This is a genomic window from Streptomyces sp. NPDC096012 (genome assembly GCF_040426375.1).
Taxonomy (GTDB): domain Bacteria; phylum Actinomycetota; class Actinomycetes; order Streptomycetales; family Streptomycetaceae; genus Streptomyces.
In genome coordinates this window covers 89,265-108,004 of sequence record NZ_JBEOTD010000007.1, presented here as the reverse complement: position 1 = coordinate 108,004, position 18,740 = coordinate 89,265, and the positions used below count along the sequence as shown (strand labels likewise).

Sequence of the window (18,740 nt, the reverse complement as noted above, 5' to 3'; positions counted from 1 at the left end):
CCGGGAATTGCCCCGGGGGTTCCCCTGGAAGTTCCCCTAGAGCTTCTCCACCGGCGCGTACCGCAGCAGCAACCGCTTCGGCTTGGCGTCACCGAAGTCGATCGTCGCCTCCCCGTTCGCACCCGTGCCCTTCACCGCGACGACCGTGCCGAGCCCGAACTGGTCGTGGGTGACCCGGTCACCGACGGCCAGCGCGACGACCGGCTTCTCCGCGGCGCGCCGCGTGGCGAACCCGGACGCGCCCGACGCCGAGGACCGCGAGCGGCTCGACGACAGCGAGGCCGCGATCCCCGAGACGGGTCCGGAGGACACCGGCGCCGTCGCTCCCGTCCGCTTCCACTCCACGTGGGTGCCCGGGATCTCCTCCAGGAAGCGGGAGGGCGGGTTGTACGAGGGCTGGCCCCAGGCGCTGCGCATCGCCGACCGCGTCAGATACAGCCGCTCCCGCGCGCGCGTGATGCCCACGTACGCCAGGCGCCTCTCCTCCTCCAGCTCCTTGTTCTCGCCGAGGGCGCGCATGTGCGGGAAGACGCCGTCCTCCATGCCGGTCAGGAACACGACCGGGAACTCCAGGCCCTTGGCGGTGTGCAGGGTCATCAGCGTGATGACGCCGTCGCCGTCCTCCTCGTCGGGGATCTGGTCGGAGTCGGCGACCAGGGCGACCTGCTCGAGGAAGTCGGCGAGCGTGGCCTGCTCCCCGTCTTCCCGCCCCTGCTCGAACTCCAGCGCCACGGCCGCGAGTTCCTGCAGGTTCTCGATGCGGGTCTCGTCCTGGGGGTCGGTGGAGTTCTGCAGTTCGGCCAGATATCCGGTGCGTTCGAGTATGGCCTCCAGCACCGTCGCCGGACCGGCACCGGACTCGACGACGGTGCGCAGGTCCTCCATCAGCGTGTTGAACCGCTTGACCGCGTTGGTGGAGCGCGCGGCCATGCCGTAGGCCTCGTCGACGCGCTTCAGGGCCTGCGGGAAGCTGATCTTCTCGCGCTGGGAGAGGGCGTCGATCATCGCCTCCGCGCGGTCGCCGATGCCCCGCTTGGGCACGTTGAGGATGCGGCGCAGCGGCACCGAGTCCTCGGGGTTGGCGAGGACGCGCAGGTAGGCGAGGACGTCCCGGACCTCCTTGCGCTCGTAGAAGCGGACACCGCCGACGACCTTGTAGGGCAGGCCGACGCGGATGAAGACCTCTTCGAAGACGCGGGACTGGGCGTTGGTGCGGTAGAAGACGGCGACGTCCCCGGCCTTGGCCTCGCGCGCGTCCGTGAGGCGGTCTATCTCCTCGGCGACGAACTGGGCCTCGTCGTGCTCGGTGTCGGCAACGTAGCCGGTGATCCGCGCGCCCTGGCCGGCGTTGGTCCACAGGTTCTTCGGGCGGCGGGACTCGTTGCGCTCGATGACCGCGTTGGCCGCGGACAGGATGGTCTGCGTGGAGCGGTAGTTCTGCTCCAGCAGGATCGTCTTCGCGTTCGGGTAGTCCTCCTCGAACTGGAGGATGTTGCGGATCGTCGCGCCCCGGAAGGCGTAGATCGACTGGTCCGCGTCACCGACCACGCAGAGTTCGGCCGGCGGCAGGTCGGACTCGCCCGGCGGCAGGCCGGCGTCCCCGGGGGCGCGCTCGCCCGTGCCGACCAGCTCGCGCACCAGGGCGTACTGGGCGTGGTTGGTGTCCTGGTACTCGTCGACCAGGACGTGGCGGAAGCGGCGGCGGTAGTGCTCGGCGACGTCCGGGAAGGCACGCAGCAGGTTCACCGTCGTCATGATCAGGTCGTCGAAGTCCAGGGCGTTCGCCTCGCGCAGCCGCGACTGGTACATCGCGTAGGCCTGGGCGAGGGTCTTCTCGAAACCGTCGGTGGCCTGGGCGGCGAAGTCCTCCTCGTCGATCAGCTCGTTCTTCAGATTGCTGATCTTGGCGCTGAAGGACTTGGGCGGGAAGCGCTTGGGGTCGAGCTCCAGGTCGCGGCAGACCAGGGCCATCAGGCGCTTGCTGTCGGCGGCGTCGTAGATCGAGAAGGAGGAGGTGAAGCCGAGCTTCTTCGACTCGCGCCGCAGGATCCGCACACACGCGCTGTGGAAGGTCATCACCCACATCGCGTTCGCGCGCGGGCCGACGAGCTGCTCGACGCGCTCCTTCATCTCGCCCGCGGCCTTGTTCGTGAAGGTGATCGCGAGGATCTGGCCCGGGTGCACGCCCCGGTCGGCGAGCAGGTGGGCGATGCGGTGGGTGAGCACGCGCGTCTTGCCGGAGCCGGCGCCGGCGACGATGAGCAGCGGGGAGCCGGCGTGCACGACCGCGGCGCGCTGGTTGTCGTTCAGCCCCTCCAGCAGGGCCGCCGCGTCGACGACGGGGCGCGGGGCGCCGTCGCGGTAGTAGGCGTCCCGGTCCGGGGGCACGTCGAACTTCCCGCCGAACAGATCGTCCGGAACCGGCTCCGGAGCGTGCTCGTCCTCGGGGGGCGGGGGTTCCTCCTCGCGCCCGCGTGGGGCTTGGAGGTCCGCCAGGAAGCTGTCGTCAAAGAGGCTGCTCATCGCTCTCCGAGTCTAGGGCGCCCCACCGACAACCGGTCCCGCTCCCCCGAACTCGGCCCGCGGGCGCAGTCCGCTGTCGGACAGGGTCCCGGAGCGCCGGCCGTCCGCCCCGCAGAAGGCCGATCATCCCCTCACGCTGCGGAAGCGCCTGGTCACACGCGTGTGAAACCTTCCCCAGGTCACAGAAATGTATCGGACATACCGCACACCAACCTTCACAGGAGTCACACGAGTTGGCTAGGTTTCCGTCAGGCCGTACGAACCCTCTCCGGCGAACCTCGCCGGGCCGAACGGCCTCCGCCGAGTCCGGCGCGCCCTGCACGGTGCCCGGAGCCGGGGACCCACCGTTCCTGGGGTGAATCGGCCGACTCCCGCACGGGACGACGCCGTAGGGCAACCCTTCCGAAGCACCCGCCCGAACCCGACAGCTAACCCGGTAGGCGGCATGCTGGAAGGAGTCGCCTCCCTTGGCGTCGCACCGCAAGTCGCGCCCCGGCGGCAGTGGACCGGGCCTGCGCGGACCCGTTCTCGCCACTGCCGCCCTCACCTCCGTGGCCGTCCTGTCCCAGACGGCCGAGGCCGCGCCCGCCGACGACGGCAGGCCGAGCCCGGAGGAGATCGAGAAGAAGATCGACGAGTTGTACCGCCGGGCCGAACCGACCCCGCAGGAGGAATCTGCGGCCAGGCAGCGGCCTCGTGCCGGGGAACCGCGGCAGGAGGGCGCCCGGCGCGCGGTCCGGACCCCCGCGATCGCCCGGGAGGGCCGGGTCCCGTTCGCGGCCGCCCCGGACACGGCCGCCTCCCTCCTCGCGGAGTATCCGCAGGACCACTTCGCCCAGAGCAGGGTGCTGAACCGGCTGGCCTCGCGCGTGAAGGACGCGGCCGGGCGGGGCCGGGCCCCCCGGGGGCCGGAGGCCTCGGCGGCATCGGCGGCACCGGCGGCCGCGTGGTACGACGTGACCGCGGCGGGGGCCGCGGCACCGGCCCCCGAAGCCGGGGCCACCGCGCCGGCCACCGGCGCGGACCGTGAAGCCCCGGGTCGCGCCGCGCCGGCCACCACGGACCGCGGGACGAGGGCCGCCACCGCGGGCCGCGCCGCGAAGGCCACCCCCCTGGACCAGGACGCCAAGGCCGACACCCCGGGGTACGACGTCAAGGCCGCGAAGGCCGCCGTGCAGCGCAAGCTCGCCGTCACGCGCGCGTTGCTGTCCCGGCACGCGGCCTCGGAGGACGGCGCAAGGGCAGAGCTCGGCCCGCACCTCGCGGCACCCACCGCGCTGCCGTACACGCCCACGCCCCCGTCCCTGTCCCCGTCCCCAGCGTCGTACGCGCTCCCGCCGACACCGCCGTACCCGCCTCTGGAGACGTCGTCGCACTCGCCTCTGGAGACGCCGTCGTACGCGCCCTCGGCCACGCCGCCGTACGCGCCCCCGGCGACGCTGCCGGTCACCAAGGCCGAGAAGGCGATCGCCTTCGCCCGCGCCCAGATCGGCAAGCCGTACGTGAGCGGCGCGAGCGGACCCGGCTCCTACGACTCCTCCGGCCTCACCCAGGCCGCCTGGCGGGCCGCCGGCGTCACCCTTCCGCGTACCGCCCGGGAGCAGGCCGCCGCGGGCACCCCCGTCCCGCTCATCGACGCACGCCCCGGTGACCTGGTCTTCTTCCGGGACGACAGCAGCCATGTCGGCCTCTGCACGGGTGACGGGATGATGATCCACGCCCCGGAGCCGGGCGCGTACGTCCGCGAGGAGTCCGTCGACCGCGGCGGCACATCCGTCGTCGAGGGCGTCGTACGGCCCGCTTGACCGTCTCCGTCGCCGTCGCCCGGTTCCCGCGCTTTCGGACCCCAGGAAGCCGAGCGCGTCGGGAACGGGCCGCGCGTCGGCGGCCTGCTCGCGCGTTCCGGCGTTTGCCGCCACCAGCGCGCACCGGCATTCCCCGCTCCACGGGCGTGTGCGGTGTTTTCGCGCTCCACGCGCGCGTGGACGGCGTTCTGTGCTCCACGCGCGTGTGCCGGCGCTCTGCGCCACACCCGCGTAGTGCGGCGTTCTTCGCGGTCCACGCGCGCGTGGACCGCGTTTTTCCGCTTCACGCGCGCGTGCCCTGCCCGTCCGATGCGCCCGGCTGCCTAGCATCGGGCGCATGCCCGGTATGTCGAGTGTGCGCGCGTGGTGGGCGGGGCGGCCCCCCTCGGCCGGGTCCGCCGTGATGGCGACCGGCATCGTGTCGGTGGGCCTGCATCTGGCCGGCGCGGAGACGGTCTCCCGGATCGCGCTGGCGATGGCCTGCATCGCCTGGCTCGCGCTGGCCGCCGACTTCGTCGTGCGGCTGGTGGGCGAACGGCGGCGCTGGGTGACCGAGGCGGGGAACCCGGAAGCCCTGACCGCCGTCGCGGCGACGGCCGTGCTGGGCACCGGGATCTCGGCGCTGGGCCGGCAGACCCTGGCCGAGGCTCTGCTGGCGCTCGCCGCGCTGCTGTGGCCGGTGCTGCTCGTCCTCGTCATGCGGCACTGGAAGCGACGCATGCCGGGATCGGTGTTCCTGTGTTGCGTGGCCACACAAGGGCTCGCGGTGCTGGCGGCCGCGCTGGCCGCCGCGGAGGACACGGCCTGGCTCGCGCGCACCGCTCTGGTGCTGTTCTGGCTGGGCCTGCTGCTCTACGGGGTCGCCCTGGCCCGCTTCGAACCCCGGGAGGTCCTCAAGGGCGCCGGGGACCACTGGATCGCGGACGGGGCACTCGCGATCTCGGCGCTGGCCGGGGCGAACCTGCTCGCCGCCGACAGTGGCCGCCTCTACCTGTGGAACGACGACGACCGCGACGTACTGCGCACCACGACGATCACGCTGCTCGCCCTGGACCTGGCCGGGTACCTCTTGCTGCTGGCGGCCGAGGCGGCCCGGCCGCGCCCCGGCTACGACATGCGGCGGTGGTCGACGGTCTTCCCGATGGGGATGACGGCGGCGGCGGTGCTGTCCGTCGCATCCGCCGTGCACGTCGGGTGGCTCAGGCTGCCGGGTCAGGTGCTGGTGTGGGTGGCGGTGGCGGCGTGGCTCGCGGCCGCCACCGGTGCGGTGCTCACGGCCCGCGCCCGCGCCCGCGCCGGCGCCCGCTGACCGCCGACCGTCAGGTCCAGAGCACGGCGATGAAGATGTTCGCCACGGTCAGCAGGCCGACCAGCGCGAAGGGCCCCTTGTCGACCCGCTCCTCGTCGCGCTTCACGTAGACCAGTCCGAGGATCACGATCAGCAGGGCGAGCTTCACGCCGATCTTGAAACTGTTGACATGGTGGTCGTCGGCCTGGTTGAGGCCGACCAGGGCGACACCCGTGACCAGCATGGTCAGGGCACCGTGCAGCATGCCGGGCACGAACCGGGCCCTGCCCTCGCCCATCGCCTTCATCTGGGTGAGGAAACCACCGAGCAGCGCGGCGATGCCGATGATGTGCAAGCCGACGAAAAGATGGATGAGTACGTCCATGGGGCCGGAGCCTAACGAGGGGCGTTCCGGCCTCCATCCACCGGGCCCCGCCCGTCGCGGTGGCACCCTCTGTCACCCAGGCGCGGTGGACCTTGCATATATGCGTCCCGTACCACCCCACGGATCCCGCCCGTCACGCTTTCGGCGCTTCGGTCACCACCCTGTGTGAAGGCGACGACACAGCCTGGGAGACGCGGTCACCTTGCACCACCGATCGGTCCATCGAGGTCAGTTGCGAACATTGTGTTACCGATTGGTCACGGACGGGCCTACCGTCCTCCCCCAGGTGACCGGCTTCCCACCGCCGCCCGGGCCAGGGGCGGCGGCCGGCCATCACCGCCGAGAAAGGCCCGGCGGAGGCCCACTCCCCCTGTGCGGGCCTCCGCCGGACATCCCCACGGCTCGGGCCCACGAGCCCACGAGTCCCGCGACTCCTGCGAGTTCCACGACTCGCACGAGTCCGGCGAAAGGACGTGACGGTTCAGGTGGCAGCGCACCGCAAGCCCCGGCAGAGCCCGCTCAGCGGACATACGGTCCGGACGGCCGCCACGCTCGCCCTGGCGGGCGCGGCCACGGCGGCGGGCTTCGACGGGACGGGGCACGCCGAGCCACAGCTGACGCCGGCACAGGTGAAGGCCAAGGTCGACAGGTTGTACCAGGACGCGGAGTCCGCCACCGAGAAGTACAACGGGGCGAAGGAGAAGGCCGACACGGCCCAACGACGGCTGAACGCCCTGCGCGACCAGGCCGCCCGCGAACAGGAGAAGCTCAACTCCACCCGGGACGCCCTGGGTTCGATCGCGGCAGCGCAGTACCGCGACGGCACCATCGCTCCGGCCTGGCAGCTGGCCCTGTCCGGCGACCCCGACCGGTACCTGGAGGGCGCCGCGCTGGCGGAGCGGGCCGGCGACCGGCAGGCGGTGGCCGTGTCACAGGTGCGCGAACAGCTGCGGGAGATCGAGCGGCTACGCGGCGCCGCACGCGTGGAGCTGTCCTCCCTGCGCTCGCGGCAGGCCGAACTGAAGCGGCAGAAGAAGACCATCACCGGCAAGCTCGACGAGGCCCGGCGGCTGCTGGCGCGGCTCACCCCACGACAGCGGGCCGAGGCCACCGGTGACGGCGCGCCGGCCGGACACGCCTCGCGCTCGGCCTCCGGCACCCGTGAGGCACTGGAACGGACCGCGTCCACCACGGCCCCGAACGCGCGCGCCGCGGCCGCCGTGTCCTACGCCTACGCCAAGCTCGGCAGCCCCTACGTGTGGGGCGCGACCGGGCCGAACGCCTTCGACTGCTCGGGCCTCGTCCAGGCCGCCTACCGCTCCGCCGGCCTCTCCCTGCCCCGCACCACCTACGCCCAGATCAACGCGGGCCGACGCGTCTCCCGCTCCGAACTGCAGCCGGGCGACCTGGTGTTCTTCTACTCCGGCATCAGCCACGTAGGGCTCTACGTCGGACACGGACAGATGATCCACGCCCCGAACCCGTCGGCCCCGGTCCGGCTGGCGCCCGTCGACCAGATGCCGTTCGCCGGGGCGACGCGGGTGGCATGAGGCGTCCGGCGGCCCCGGCCGGGGTCAGACCAGCCGGCGCGCCGTCGCCCAGCGGGTCAGCTCGTGGCGGTTGGACAGCTGGAGCTTGCGCAGCACCGCCGAGACGTGGGACTCGACCGTCTTCACCGAGATGAACAACTGCTTGGCGATCTCCTTGTAGGCGTACCCCCGGGCGATCAGGCGCAGCACCTCGCGCTCGCGCTGGGTGAGGCGGTCCAGGTCCTCGTCCACCGGCGGGGCGTCGGTGGAGGCGAAGGCGTCCAGGACGAAGCCGGCCAGCCGCGGGGAGAAGACGGCGTCGCCCTCCTGCACCCGGAAGATCGAGTCGACCAGGTCGGTGCCGGTGATGGTCTTGGTGACATAGCCGCGGGCGCCGCCGCGGATCACGCCGATGACGTCCTCCGCCGCGTCCGACACGGACAGCGCGAGAAAGCGCACCGGCCGCTCGGCGTCCGCCATCAACGGCGCGCACCGGCGCAGCACTTCGACACCGCCGCCGCCCGGCAGATGGACGTCGAGGAGGACCACCTCGGGGCGGGTCGCGGTGATGACCGTGACCGCCTGGTCGACGTCCGCGGCCTCGCCGACCACCTCGACGCCGGTCTCGGCGGTCTGGCCGATCTCGGCCTGGACGCCGGTGCGGAACATCCGGTGGTCGTCCACGAGCACCACCCGGACATGCCTGCCGCCCTTGCCGCCGTCGGCCGGCCTGCCGGATCCGGCCGCCCCCGCCGCCGCTTCCTCGGTGCCGTTCGCCTCGGTCGCGTCGCTCATGCCGTCTTCTCCGCCCTCTCCATCTCCAGCTCGACCTCCGTGCCGCCGCCCGGCACCGCCCGCAGCCGGGCCGTGCCGCCGTTGCGCTCCATGCGGCCGATGATCGATTCTCTGACGCCCATCCGGTCGGCGGGTATCGAGTCGAGGTCGAAACCCGGGCCGCGGTCGCGCACCGACACGAAGACCGTCTTTCCCTCGACTTCGGCGTACACCTGTACGGCGCCGCCGTCGCCACCGTACTTGGCGGCGTTCACCATCGCCTCACGTGCGGCCTGCATCTGCGCACTCGTCCTGTCGTCCAGCGGGCAGTCGCCCACGACGACCACCTCTATGGGCACGCCGTGCTTGTCCTCCACCTCGGCGGCGCTGCGCCGCACCGCCTCGGCGACGGTGTCCGGCTCATCGGCCTCGTCCCTGCCGGTGCCCTCCGGCTTGTACAGCCAGGTGCGCAGGTCGCGCTCCTGGGCGCGGGCGAGGCGGCGCACCTCGCCGGCGTTGTCGGCGTTGCGCTGGATCAGCGTGAGGGTGTGCAGCACGGAGTCGTGGACGTGGGCGGCGACCTCTGCGCGCTCCTGGGCGCGGATGCGCATCAGGCGTTCCTCGGACAGGTCCTGCGTCATGCGGACCAGATAGGGGCCGGCGAGCAGCGTGATCCCGACGAGCACGGCGAGCGCGGCCTGCAGGACGGCACCGAGGTGGGCGGCCGAACCCTGCAGGACGAAGATGGCGGAGACGCCGGTCGTGACGAGCAGGACGCCACCGGCCGCGCGGAGCAGGGTGAGGGTGCGCCGTCGCCGGCCGACCTCGACCCAGCGGGCCCGCCGGGCGTTGTCTGCCTGCCGCCAGACCAGGGCGACGCCGGCCGCGACGAGCACGGCGGGCCACAGATACGCCTTGGCCGCGCTGCCCAGGTTGACGCTGCCCACGAAGACCACGGACACGATGACCATGAGGAGCAGCGCGACGATCTGTCCCCGGTCCGGCTTGCGGGCCACGAGTCTGCGCCGGCCGTCCGGCGCGGTCTCCGTGGCGACCAGCGTCGGCGGTTTCTGGCCGCCGACGCCGCCGACGCCGAGGGGGACGAAGAACCAGAACGCCGCATACAGCAGCGCCCCGAGTCCGTCGGCCATGAACAGGCCGGCGAAGACGAGCCGCACCCAGATGACGGGCAGCCCGAGATGCCCGGCGAGGCCCCGCGCCACTCCGCCGAGCCAGCGTCCGTCGCTGCTGCGGTAGAGCTTGCGCGGCGGCCGCGGGTCGTCGAGGGGCGGGCTTGCGGCTTCCGGCATGGCAACGATGGTCACATGCCAGGCAGGACAAGGCATCAGGGTCGGCCCCCGAGACGCCCCTGATCTTCGGGCGGGGTCGGTTCGTCGAGCGCCGGCCAGCGCTGGCCAGCACCGCCGAGCACCGCCGAGCACCGCCGAGCACCGCCGAGCACCGCCGAGCACCGCCGAGCACCGGGAAAACGCTGCCGGCACGCCGGGAAAGGCTGTCGGTCGCGCCGGGAATCGTGCCGGGACAGGGCGATCCGCCGCCGCTCGAACGCTTCCCCGCCCCCTCTCAGGGCCGATTTCAGGGTTGGCCCAGGGTCGTCCCGACTGCCGCCGCGGTCGCCGTGCCGCCACCATGGACGCATGACGGATCACGAGCACGCCGCGACGGGTCCGGGACCCGGCACCGGCCCGAGCCCCGACCCGGGCACCGGACCGACGGATGCCGCGCCCGCCGCGACGCAGAGGACGGGAGCGACCGGCACGGACACCGGCGCCGGCGACCGCGTCGGCGACCACACCGCCGCCGGCACCGGGACCGGCAGGCCGGAGCAAGGACAAGGGCAGGATCGAGGGCAAGGACAGGGGCAAGAACAAGGCCAAGGGCAGGCGGAGACACAGGCACAGGCACGGGCGCATCAAGCGGAGCGCGGCCCCGCCGAGGCCCCCGCCCCGTTCCGGCGCGATCGCCGGCACAAGATGATCGCGGGTGTGTGTGCGGGGCTCGGCCGGGAGACCGACCTGGACCCGGTGATCTTCCGCATCACCCTCGCCGTGCTGTCGGCGACCGGCGGCTTCGGCCTGATCTTCTACGGCTTCGCCTGGCTTCTGGTGCCGTACGACGACGAGGAGGAGAACGAGCTCCGCAAGCTGCTCACCGGCCGCGTCGACGGCCAGGCACTGGCCGCCGTGCTGTTCGCGCTCGTCGGCTGCGGCATCTTCCTGACCATGCTGAGAAACGGCGGGGTGCTGACCTTCTCCGTGGTGCTCTCGCTGCTGCTGGCGGGCGCCGGGTACTGGTCGCGGCGCCGTGGCGCCTCCGACCCCGACCCGCTCGCCGCCCAGGCCGCCGCGGACGCCCCGCCGGAGGCCCAGGCACCGCCGGTCGTCACCTTCCACCCGTCCTGGTGGCGCGATCCCATAGTCAAGGACGGCACCCATGTCGGCGGCACCGGCTATCTGTGGGGTCCCGGCGACGCCCGCGAGCCGGCCCCCGGCTCGGTCCTCGACGTCGGCATCGCCCTCCCGTGGACCCACCACGGCCCCACCAAGCCGCCACCGCGACCGGAGCCGGCGAGAGCCCGCGGCCCACGCTGGATCGGCGGCTGGGTGTTCCTGCTCGCTCTGCTGGCCGGCGGCCTCGGGACCGGGCTGACCTGGGACACGCGCCCGCTGGGCACCAGCCTGCAGACCGGCCTCGCCTGCGCGCTGGCCGTCTTCGGCCTGGGCATCGCGGTCAGCGCGTTCCTGGGCCGCACGGGGGCGGGGACGGTGTTCCTGGCGCTCGTCACGGCGGCACTGCTCGCCGGGGCGTCGGCCATGCCCGGGGACATCACCACGCACTGGCGGGAAACGTCGTGGAAGCCGGCGGCGACGGCGCAGCTGAGGCCGGCGTACGAACTCGGCACCGGGCGGGGCACGCTGGACCTGAGCCGGGTGCGTCCGGGCAAGGGCCGTGAAGTCGCCACGAGCGCCCATGTGGGCGCGGGGCAGCTGAAGGTGGTCGTGCCGGCGGACGCGACCGTGCGGATGAGCATCGACGTGGGAGTGGGCGACATCCGGTTGCCCGGGGACGACAGGAAGGATGTGGACGTGCGGCCCGGCAGGCACGAGGACGTGACCCTGGCGCCGGCGAAGGGCGCCACGGGATCCGGGACACTGGCTCTGACACTCGGGGTCGGAGCGGGACAGGTGGAGGTCAGCCGTGCTGCGTCATGAGTTCCAGCCCGGGAAGCTGGTCGCCGGGCTCTCCCTGATCGCCACCGGTGCGGTCTACGCCGGGGACGCGGGCGGTGCGTGGCGGACACCGTGGTTCGTGATCGTCCCGCTGGTCATAGGCGGCCTGTGCCTGGCCGGCGCCACGGCCGCTCTGACCCGCGGTATACGCGGACGGGGCGGCTCCTAGAGCGGCTGCCGGGCCCGGCCGGGCGAGGCGTGACCGACGGACTCGGCCAGGGGTGGCGGGGCCGGCGGACTCGGCCAGGGGTGGCCGGGCACCCGGATCCGGCCGGCGAGGGCGGGACTGCCGAACTCCGCCGGACGCGGCAGGGCAGCTGACTCGGCCGAACGCAGGGGCGGCTGGACTCGGCCGAACGCAACGCGGCGGCTGGACTCGGCCGGGGGCTGGACTCGGACCGAACGCAACGCGGCGGCTGGACTCAGCCGGGGGCTGGACTCGGACCGCACGCAACGCGACGGCTGGACTCAGCCGGGGGCTGGACTCGGACCGCACGCAACGCGGCGGCTGGACTCGGCCGGGGGCTGGACTCAGCCGAGCACAACGGGGCGGCTGGACTCGGCCGGGGGCGGCGGCTCGATGCCCTTCGGTTCAGTAGCCGCCGTAGCCGACGGACCGTTGCCGGCGTCGTGCGCGCCAGGCCGCGTCCACGGAGAGGTAGGGGGCGCCGGCGAGGATCAGGGGCAGCCAGGCCATCAGATAGGCGAGGTCGTTGCCGTAGTAGTACGGGTCCGTGGCCCAGCTGACGGTCAGCCACAGGCTGAGGGAGATCAGCGCGCCGCCGAGCGCGGCCAGCCGGGCGAACAGACCGAGCAGGGTGCCGATGCCGACGGCCAGTTCGCCGAGGGCGACGGCGTAGCCGAAGCCGACGGGGCTCTTGAGGGCCAGGTCGACCAGAGCGGGGATGGCGGCGGAGTCCCGGACCGCCCGCATGGTGTCGCCGATCGATCCGGCGCCGCCGGACCTCAGGAAGGCGCTGTCCGTGAGTTTGTTCAGCCCGGCGTAGATGAAGGTGACGCCGAGGAAGATGCGCAGGGGCAGCAGGGCGTAGCGGGCGGCGGAGTCCCGCAGGCTCCGGCGTCCGTCGAGCCGAGCGGTGTTTGTGTCCGTCCGCATGCCGTGAGTCATCGCTGCCAGCCGCCTTTCACCGCCGTCCCCCTCGCTCACGATACGTACGACGAGCGGGCCCCGTTCAATCCGTCCCGGGTGAATTTGCGGATTATGGGCCTTCGTGCGAATGGGGGGCGGGCCGGGTCCGGGCCGGGATCCGGATATCGGAAGGCTGGGGCCGGAGGGCGGGGAGGGGGCCGGAAAGTCCGGAGGCCGGAGAGCCGGGGGTGGAGGGCCGGGGCTCGGGCCCGGGGTTCGGGGGGCCGGTCCACGGAGGTCGGCTCCCCGGGGTGACGACAGGCGCCGCGGGTTTCGGGCGGCGGTCTCGAAGCCGGCGAAACCACACGGCCAGACGTAACCCGGGCGGTCCAAGAAGGTGACGCCGGCACGGCACGGGAGATGACAGTGGCCTGGCGTGGGAGGCGGCGACGGCGCAACGCGGGAGACGACAGCGACCCGGCGCGGAAGGTGACGGTGACCCGGCACAGGAGGCGGCCATGACACGGTGCCGGAAGTGACGGTGCCCCGGCGCAGAAGACGACAGTGACCCGGCGCCAGGAGGGGCAGCGATGCCCCGGCGCGGGAGGTGACGGTGCCCCGGTGCCGGAAGTGACGGTGCCCCGGCGCAGAAGACGACAGTGACCCGGCACCAGGAGGGGCAGCGATGCCCCGGCGCGGGAGGTGACGGTGCCCCGGTGCCGGAGGTGACGGTGCCCCGGCGCAGAAGACGACAGTGACCCGGCACCAGGAGGGGCAGCGATGCCCCGGCGCGGAGGTGACGGTGCCCCGGCGCAGGGGTCACCTCGTTGCCGGTGTCACTCCGTGATCTCGACGACGCACCGGTTGGTGGCCACCCCGGCCGCGGTCACCACCTGTACCGGCACCGAACCTGGTTCGACCTCGGCCGGGACCGGCACGGTCAGGACGGTGTCCGTGGGGTTGCGGAAGCCGCCCGGGACGGGGACGAGGGGCACGTGGACGTCGACCGTGCCGATGCGGACGACCATCCGCGAGAGCCGGTCGGCGCCGTGCGCGCCGGGCGGGACGAACCCGATGCCGCGGATCTCGATGTCGTCGCCGGTGCGGATCGGCCCGTCGAGGTCGCCGGGTTCGCGGGCGCGGACGACGGAGAGGATGGCCGGGCGGCCGCCTTCGGCGTACTTGCCGGCGAGGTAGGTGGCGGCCGAGATCAGTACGATCGCGCCCAGCCCCCAGGGCAGGTCGGGCAGTTGGTCGGGCCGGCGGGCGAGCCGGACGGCGGCGAACAGCAGGGCGACGGCGCTGACGGCGACGTACTGGATGTCGGCGAAGGTGCCCCGGCCGGAGTCGTCGGTGAGCAGGTCGGCGGCGCGCGGCCGGTGGGCCGGCACCTTCTGCAGCCGCTGGGCGAGGATGCGCAGGCCGACCACCCGGCGGACCAGGACGGCGATGCCGCACACGACGCACAGGACGGTCACCGTGCCGGCGCCGCGGGCGAGGTCGAGCCCCGAGAGCAGCGCGTCGCGTTGGGTGTGGTCGGAGGCGGCCGCGAGCCGGGCGGCCAGCAGCAGGATCGCGTAGGCGACGAAAAGCACCCAGCAGGCGGCCACGGTGCGGGAGGTGGAGATCCGGTTGTCCTCGCCGATCACCGGGGCGAGTGCCCCGCCGCGCGCCCGGTGGAGCCGGCAGGCGGTGGTCAGGGCGGCGGCGACGACCAGCGCGGCGAGCAGGGCGGCGGTGCGGGCATCGGTCCAGCCCGGGCCGATGGCGGTGAGTGCCTCGGTGAGCAGCAGGGCGACGACGGCGGCCCACACGACGTACAGCGTCCGCAGCCACAGCCGCCCGAGCCACGCCTCGCCCTCCGCGCGGCCGCGGTCGGCGACGGCCTCGGCTCGCTGTGTCAGCTCCTCGGAGACCCATTGGCGCGATGCCGAGGCCGAGTGCGCCACGGCCGCCGGCAGGCCCTGCCCGGCCGCGAATTCGTCGCGCCGGCGCAGGAACGCGGCGACGGCCCGCCGGTGCCCCTCCCGGGCGCCGTGCGGACAGTCTCCGCAGGTGCAGCCGCCCTCGTGGATCCCCTCGGGGGCCGTCCCCCCTCTCGCTTCCTGCACCGCCACGCCCTACGCCCGCCTTCCACACGACCTTCCGGCACGGCTGCCGGCACCCGCGACGGGCGCGCCAGGGCCGCACAACTGCCCAGTGTCGAGAGCGAATTGTGCCCTACCCCGGGCCTGTGGAGGGCGCTCGGCCGGGTTACCGCAGGTGAAGGCGGGACCGTCGTGTTGACCCGGGGGCCAGAATCTCCGTCCGGCGGGGTTCATCCAGCGGGACGGGACTCGGGCCCGCGACCCGTCCGGCCGGGTTCATCCAGCGGGACGGGACTCGGGCCCGCGACCCGTCCGGCCGGGTTCATCCAGCGGGACGGGACTCCGGCCCGCGACGGGAGCACGATCCGGATCACCCACGGTCCGCACCGGTCCGTGGCACCGTTCCGGCGGACGCACGGGGGGGGATCTCCATGCCGCTGGAGGCGGTCGCGGGCGTCGTCCACGAACCCGGTCGCCGACGTGCCCGGCTGCACCCGCCGCCGTACGACGACCGGCACCGCCGGCACCGAGTCGCCGGCGTGCCCGGCTGCACCCGCCGCCGTACGACGACCGGCGCCGCCGGCACCGAGCGGATGCCCTCGGCGGCCACCGGGACGTCGACCCCCGAACGGGGGTGCGGTGCACAGGTGAGCCGTGCCGAAGGAGCCGGCTGCGCGAAGGTGCCGACCCGCTGCGGATACGGCTGAGCGAGGGCACCGAGCCGCTGCGGAGACGGCTACGCAAGGACGCCGATCCACCGCGAATACGGCTACGCAAGGACGCCGACCCACCGCGAATACGGGTGGGCGAGGGCACCGACCAACTGCGGCAGGCCGCGGGCGGCCGGCTGCCGGACGCTGCCGGACGCGGCCGGTCCCTGCCGGCCTCAGCTGAGCAGGTCCGGTTCGCTGCGGCTGATGTCCTGCCAGAGGGGCTGGTAGTTGATCCAGGCCACCAGGTCGCCGCCGAGCTGTTCGCGGGTGGCGACGGCCTGTTTGTGGTCGATGAGGACCGGGCGGCCGGCCGCCTTCGCCATCAGCTGGACCTGGCAGGACCGCTCCAGGGACAGGAACCACCAGGCGGCCGCGTCGACCGAGTCGCCGACGGTGAGCAGCCCGTGGTTGCGCAGCACGAGGGCCTTGCGGGAGTCGAGCGCGGCCGCGATCCGGCGGCCCTCCTCGGCGTCGACGGTGACCCCGCTGTAGGCGTCGTAGAGCGCCACGTCCTCGTAGAAGGCGCAGCTCTCCTGGGTGATGGGGTCGATGAGGTCGCCGAGCGCGGCGACGGCGCGGCCGTGCACGGAGTGGCAGTGGGCGACGGCGACGACGTCCGGGCGGGCGGCGTGGACCTGTGCGTGCACGGTGAACGCGGCCTGGTTGATGTGGTAGCGGCCCTCGACGACCTGCCCGTCCTGGTTGGCGAGGACGAGATCGCCGACGGTGACGTGCCGGAACGGCATCCCGAACGGATTGACCCAGAAGCAGTCGGTGAATTCGGGGTCCCGGGCGGTGATGTGCCCGGACACTCCGTCCTCGAAGCCGTTGCGCCCGAAGATCCGCAGGGCGCCGGCGAGCCGCTCCTTGCGATGCCGTCGTTCGTCCTCGACCGAGTCGTGCATCGGTGGCATGGCGAACTGCAGCTGGTCGGTGGGCAGCGGCAGGGGCGGGGTGGGCCCGTGCATAGGTCCTCCAGCGTGGGAATTGCCGTACGGGCCGGAAGTTACCTCCGGCCGGCGAAAAAGGGCAGAGCCGGTTCGTGAAGAAGACGTACGCAGCGAATACCCGACAGAGGCTGTCGGTATTGGCCGGAAGACTGGCGTGTATGAACTGGGCAGCCTTCACCACCGCCGCACCCGCGCTGGCGGCGGTCGCCGAGGAGCGCTTCGGCGCCCACCGGCACCACGTCCTCGCGACTCTGCGCAAGGACGGGTCACCCCGCACCACCGGTCTGGAGGTCCGCTTTCTCGGCGGGGAGTTGTGGCTCGGCATGATGCCGGACTCGCTGAAGGTCCTCGACCTGCGCCGCGACCCGCGCTTCGCGCTCCAGGCGAATCCGGGCCCGGACGTGGGCGGCGGGGACGTCCGGATCGGCGGGCGGGCCGTCGAGGTCGAGGACGGCGCGGCCAAGGCCGGGTACGTGAAAGAGGTGGAACCGCCGCAGCCGTTCCACCTCTTCCGCACCGAACTGACGGAGGTCGTACGGACCTACGTCGAGGACGATCGGTTCCTGGTCGTCCAGGTCTGGAAACCCGGAGAGCCGGTGCGCACTCTCAGGAGGACCTAGGGAATTACTCCCACTCGATGGTGCCCGGCGGCTTCGAGGTCACGTCGAGGACGACGCGGTTGACGTCCCGGACCTCGTTGGTGATCCGGGTCGAGATCTTCGCGAGGACGTCGTACGGCAGCCGGGACCAGTCGGCGGTCATGGCGTCCTCGGAGGAGACCGGGCGCAGGACGATCGGGTGGCCGTAGGTGCGGCCGTCGCCCTGGACGCCGACCGAGCGGACGTCGGCGAGGAGGACCACCGGGCACTGCCAGATGTCGCGGTCCAGGCCGGCCGCGGTCAGCTCCTCGCGGGCGATGGCGTCGGCGTCGCGGAGCAGGTCCAGGCGCTCCCTGGTGACCTCGCCGACGATGCGGATGCCGAGGCCGGGGCCGGGGAAGGGCTGGCGATGGACGATCTCCTCGGGCAGGCCCAGTTCCTGGCCGACCATCCGGACCTCGTCCTTGAACAGCTTGCGCAGCGGCTCGATCAGCTGGAACTCGAGGTCCTCGGGCAGTCCGCCGACGTTGTGGTGCGACTTGATGTTGGCGGTGCCGGTGCCGCCGCCGGACTCGACCACGTCCGGGTACAGGGTGCCCTGGACCAGGAACTCCACGGCCGGGCCCTCGTCGGCGATGATCTCGGCCTGCGCCTGCTCGAAGACGCGGATGAACTCGCGGCCGATGATCTTCCGCTTCTCCTCCGGGTCGGAGACGCCCTTGAGCGCGGTGAGGAAGCGCTCCTCCGCGTCCACGACGACCAGCTTGACGCCGGTCGAGGCCACGAAGTCCTTCTCGACCTGCTCGGTCTCGCCCTTGCGCATCAGGCCGTGGTCGACGTACACGCAGGTCAGCTGGGAGCCGATGGCCTTCTGGACGAGGGCGGCGGCGACGGCGGAGTCCACACCGCCGGACAGGCCGCAGATGGCGCGCTTGTCGCCGACCTGCTCGCGGATCGCGGCGACCTGCTCCTCGATCACGCTGCCGGTGGTCCAGTTCGGCTTCAGGCCGGCACCGCGGTACAGGAAGTGCTCGAGCACCTGCTGGCCGTGCGTGGAGTGCATGACCTCGGGGTGGTACTGGACGCCGTAGAGCTTCTTCTCGTCGTTCTCGAAGGCGGCGACGGGCACGACGTCCGTGGACGCGGTGACCGAGAAGCCCTCGGGCGCGGCGGAGCAGGCGTCACCGTGCGACATCCACACGTGCTGCTCGCCCGGGGTGCCCTCGAAGAGGGTGGAGGAGTTCTTGGCGACGTGCAGGTCGGTACGGCCGTACTCGCGGGCGCCGGTGTTGTCGACGGTGCCGCCGAGGACCTGGGCCATCAGCTGGAAGCCGTAGCACATGCCGAAGACGGGGACGCCGGCCTCGAAGAGCTCGCGGTCGAGGCGGGGGGCGCCCTCCTCGTACACGGACGAGGGGCCTCCAGAGAGGATGATCGCCGCGGGGTTCCTGGCGAGCATCTCCTGGACCGGCATGGTGCTCGGCACGATCTCGCTGTAGACCCGCGCCTCGCGGACGCGACGGGCGATGAGCTGGGCGTACTGCGCGCCGAAGTCGACGACCAGGACGGTGTCGGGGGTGGCGGCAGACTGGGTCGCTGATGACACGGGGTGCCTTCCGGCGGTGGGGCGGGGGTCTGTACGTCGATTCTAACGGGGTGGGCATCGAGCCCGGACCAGCGTCGGGGACGGCCGTGGCATACTGACGGCATGCTCTCGCAGACGACCCGCTTCTTTACCTATGGCAC

The 18,740-nt window shown here is 72.8% G+C and carries 15 protein-coding genes and 1 riboswitch; of the genes, 7 read left to right on the top strand and 8 right to left on the bottom strand.

Translation table 11 applies throughout. From position 1 onward, the window contains the following. Nucleotides 1-36 precede the first annotated feature (36 nt). On the bottom strand, nucleotides 37-2,523 hold the full coding sequence (pcrA, locus tag ABVB68_RS10195) for a DNA helicase PcrA (RefSeq protein WP_353600572.1): 2,487 nt from the start codon (nucleotides 2,521-2,523) through the stop codon (nucleotides 37-39). Between the two features lie 288 nt (nucleotides 2,524-2,811). Further along, nucleotides 2,812-2,982, top strand: a riboswitch (cyclic di-AMP (ydaO/yuaA leader). Nucleotides 2,983-2,990: 8 nt separating this feature from the next. Between pcrA and ABVB68_RS10190 the strand changes: the two genes are divergently transcribed. Beyond that, nucleotides 2,991-4,328, top strand: coding sequence for a C40 family peptidase (locus ABVB68_RS10190; RefSeq protein ID WP_353600571.1), 1,338 nt, complete (start codon nucleotides 2,991-2,993; stop codon nucleotides 4,326-4,328). 337 nt (nucleotides 4,329-4,665) lie between these two features. Beyond that, the gene (locus ABVB68_RS10185; protein WP_353600570.1) at nucleotides 4,666-5,637 is read left to right on the top strand and encodes an SLAC1 family transporter; all 972 of its coding nucleotides are present in this window, start codon (nucleotides 4,666-4,668) and stop codon (nucleotides 5,635-5,637) included. A gap of 10 nt (nucleotides 5,638-5,647) precedes the next feature. On the opposite strand, the gene ABVB68_RS10180 is transcribed toward ABVB68_RS10185, so the two are convergent. Continuing rightward, complete coding sequence (locus tag ABVB68_RS10180) at nucleotides 5,648-6,001, bottom strand: hypothetical protein (protein ID WP_353600569.1); 354 nt, start codon at nucleotides 5,999-6,001, stop codon at nucleotides 5,648-5,650. Between the two features lie 485 nt (nucleotides 6,002-6,486). Here ABVB68_RS10180 and ABVB68_RS10175 point away from each other — a divergent pair, with 485 nt between their 5' ends. Beyond that, nucleotides 6,487-7,551, top strand: coding sequence for a C40 family peptidase (locus ABVB68_RS10175; RefSeq protein WP_353600568.1), 1,065 nt, complete (start codon nucleotides 6,487-6,489; stop codon nucleotides 7,549-7,551). Nucleotides 7,552-7,575: 24 nt separating this feature from the next. Here the strand turns inward: ABVB68_RS10175 and ABVB68_RS10170 are convergent, their stop codons facing one another. Beyond that, the gene (locus ABVB68_RS10170; RefSeq protein WP_353600567.1) at nucleotides 7,576-8,325 is read right to left on the bottom strand and encodes a LuxR C-terminal-related transcriptional regulator; all 750 of its coding nucleotides are present in this window, start codon (nucleotides 8,323-8,325) and stop codon (nucleotides 7,576-7,578) included. After that, on the bottom strand, nucleotides 8,322-9,614 hold the full coding sequence (locus tag ABVB68_RS10165; protein WP_353600566.1) for an ATP-binding protein: 1,293 nt from the start codon (nucleotides 9,612-9,614) through the stop codon (nucleotides 8,322-8,324). The genes ABVB68_RS10170 and ABVB68_RS10165 overlap by 4 nt, the downstream gene beginning before the upstream one ends. 348 nt (nucleotides 9,615-9,962) lie before the next feature. Between ABVB68_RS10165 and ABVB68_RS10160 the strand changes: the two genes are divergently transcribed. Together ABVB68_RS10160 and ABVB68_RS10155 are read left to right on the top strand one after the other, a co-directional pair. Next, nucleotides 9,963-11,537, top strand: coding sequence for a PspC domain-containing protein (locus ABVB68_RS10160; RefSeq protein WP_353600565.1), 1,575 nt, complete (start codon nucleotides 9,963-9,965; stop codon nucleotides 11,535-11,537). Further along, nucleotides 11,524-11,724: a hypothetical protein gene (locus ABVB68_RS10155; RefSeq protein ID WP_353600564.1), complete on the top strand. Its 201-nt coding sequence runs from the start codon at nucleotides 11,524-11,526 to the stop codon at nucleotides 11,722-11,724. Before ABVB68_RS10160 ends, ABVB68_RS10155 begins: the two co-directional genes overlap by 14 nt. A 423-nt stretch (nucleotides 11,725-12,147) precedes the next feature. On the opposite strand, the gene ABVB68_RS10150 is transcribed toward ABVB68_RS10155, so the two are convergent. Both ABVB68_RS10150 and ABVB68_RS10145 read right to left on the bottom strand, forming a co-directional pair. Beyond that, on the bottom strand, nucleotides 12,148-12,684 hold the full coding sequence (locus tag ABVB68_RS10150) for a DoxX family protein (RefSeq protein WP_353600563.1): 537 nt from the start codon (nucleotides 12,682-12,684) through the stop codon (nucleotides 12,148-12,150). Between the two features lie 797 nt (nucleotides 12,685-13,481). Further along, nucleotides 13,482-14,762, bottom strand: coding sequence for a hypothetical protein (locus ABVB68_RS10145; RefSeq protein ID WP_353600562.1), 1,281 nt, complete (start codon nucleotides 14,760-14,762; stop codon nucleotides 13,482-13,484). A 401-nt stretch (nucleotides 14,763-15,163) separates the two neighbouring features. On the opposite strand from ABVB68_RS10145, the gene ABVB68_RS10140 reads away from it, so the two are divergent. Continuing rightward, a complete protein-coding gene (locus tag ABVB68_RS10140) occupies nucleotides 15,164-15,439 on the top strand; it encodes a hypothetical protein (protein WP_353600561.1) in 276 nt (91 codons plus the stop codon). A 179-nt stretch (nucleotides 15,440-15,618) separates the two neighbouring features. Here the strand turns inward: ABVB68_RS10140 and ABVB68_RS10135 are convergent, their stop codons facing one another. Continuing rightward, complete coding sequence (locus ABVB68_RS10135) at nucleotides 15,619-16,413, bottom strand: class II aldolase/adducin family protein (protein WP_353600560.1); 795 nt, start codon at nucleotides 16,411-16,413, stop codon at nucleotides 15,619-15,621. A 140-nt stretch (nucleotides 16,414-16,553) separates the two neighbouring features. On the opposite strand from ABVB68_RS10135, the gene ABVB68_RS10130 reads away from it, so the two are divergent. Then, nucleotides 16,554-17,015 carry a pyridoxamine 5'-phosphate oxidase family protein gene (locus tag ABVB68_RS10130; RefSeq protein WP_353600559.1) on the top strand — a complete coding sequence of 154 codons (462 nt, stop codon included), beginning with the start codon at nucleotides 16,554-16,556 and terminating at the stop codon, nucleotides 17,013-17,015. Between the two features lie 4 nt (nucleotides 17,016-17,019). Here ABVB68_RS10130 and guaA read toward each other — a convergent pair whose 3' ends face one another. Further along, on the bottom strand, nucleotides 17,020-18,600 hold the full coding sequence (gene guaA / locus ABVB68_RS10125; protein ID WP_353600558.1) for a glutamine-hydrolyzing GMP synthase: 1,581 nt from the start codon (nucleotides 18,598-18,600) through the stop codon (nucleotides 17,020-17,022). Nucleotides 18,601-18,740 lie beyond the last annotated feature (140 nt).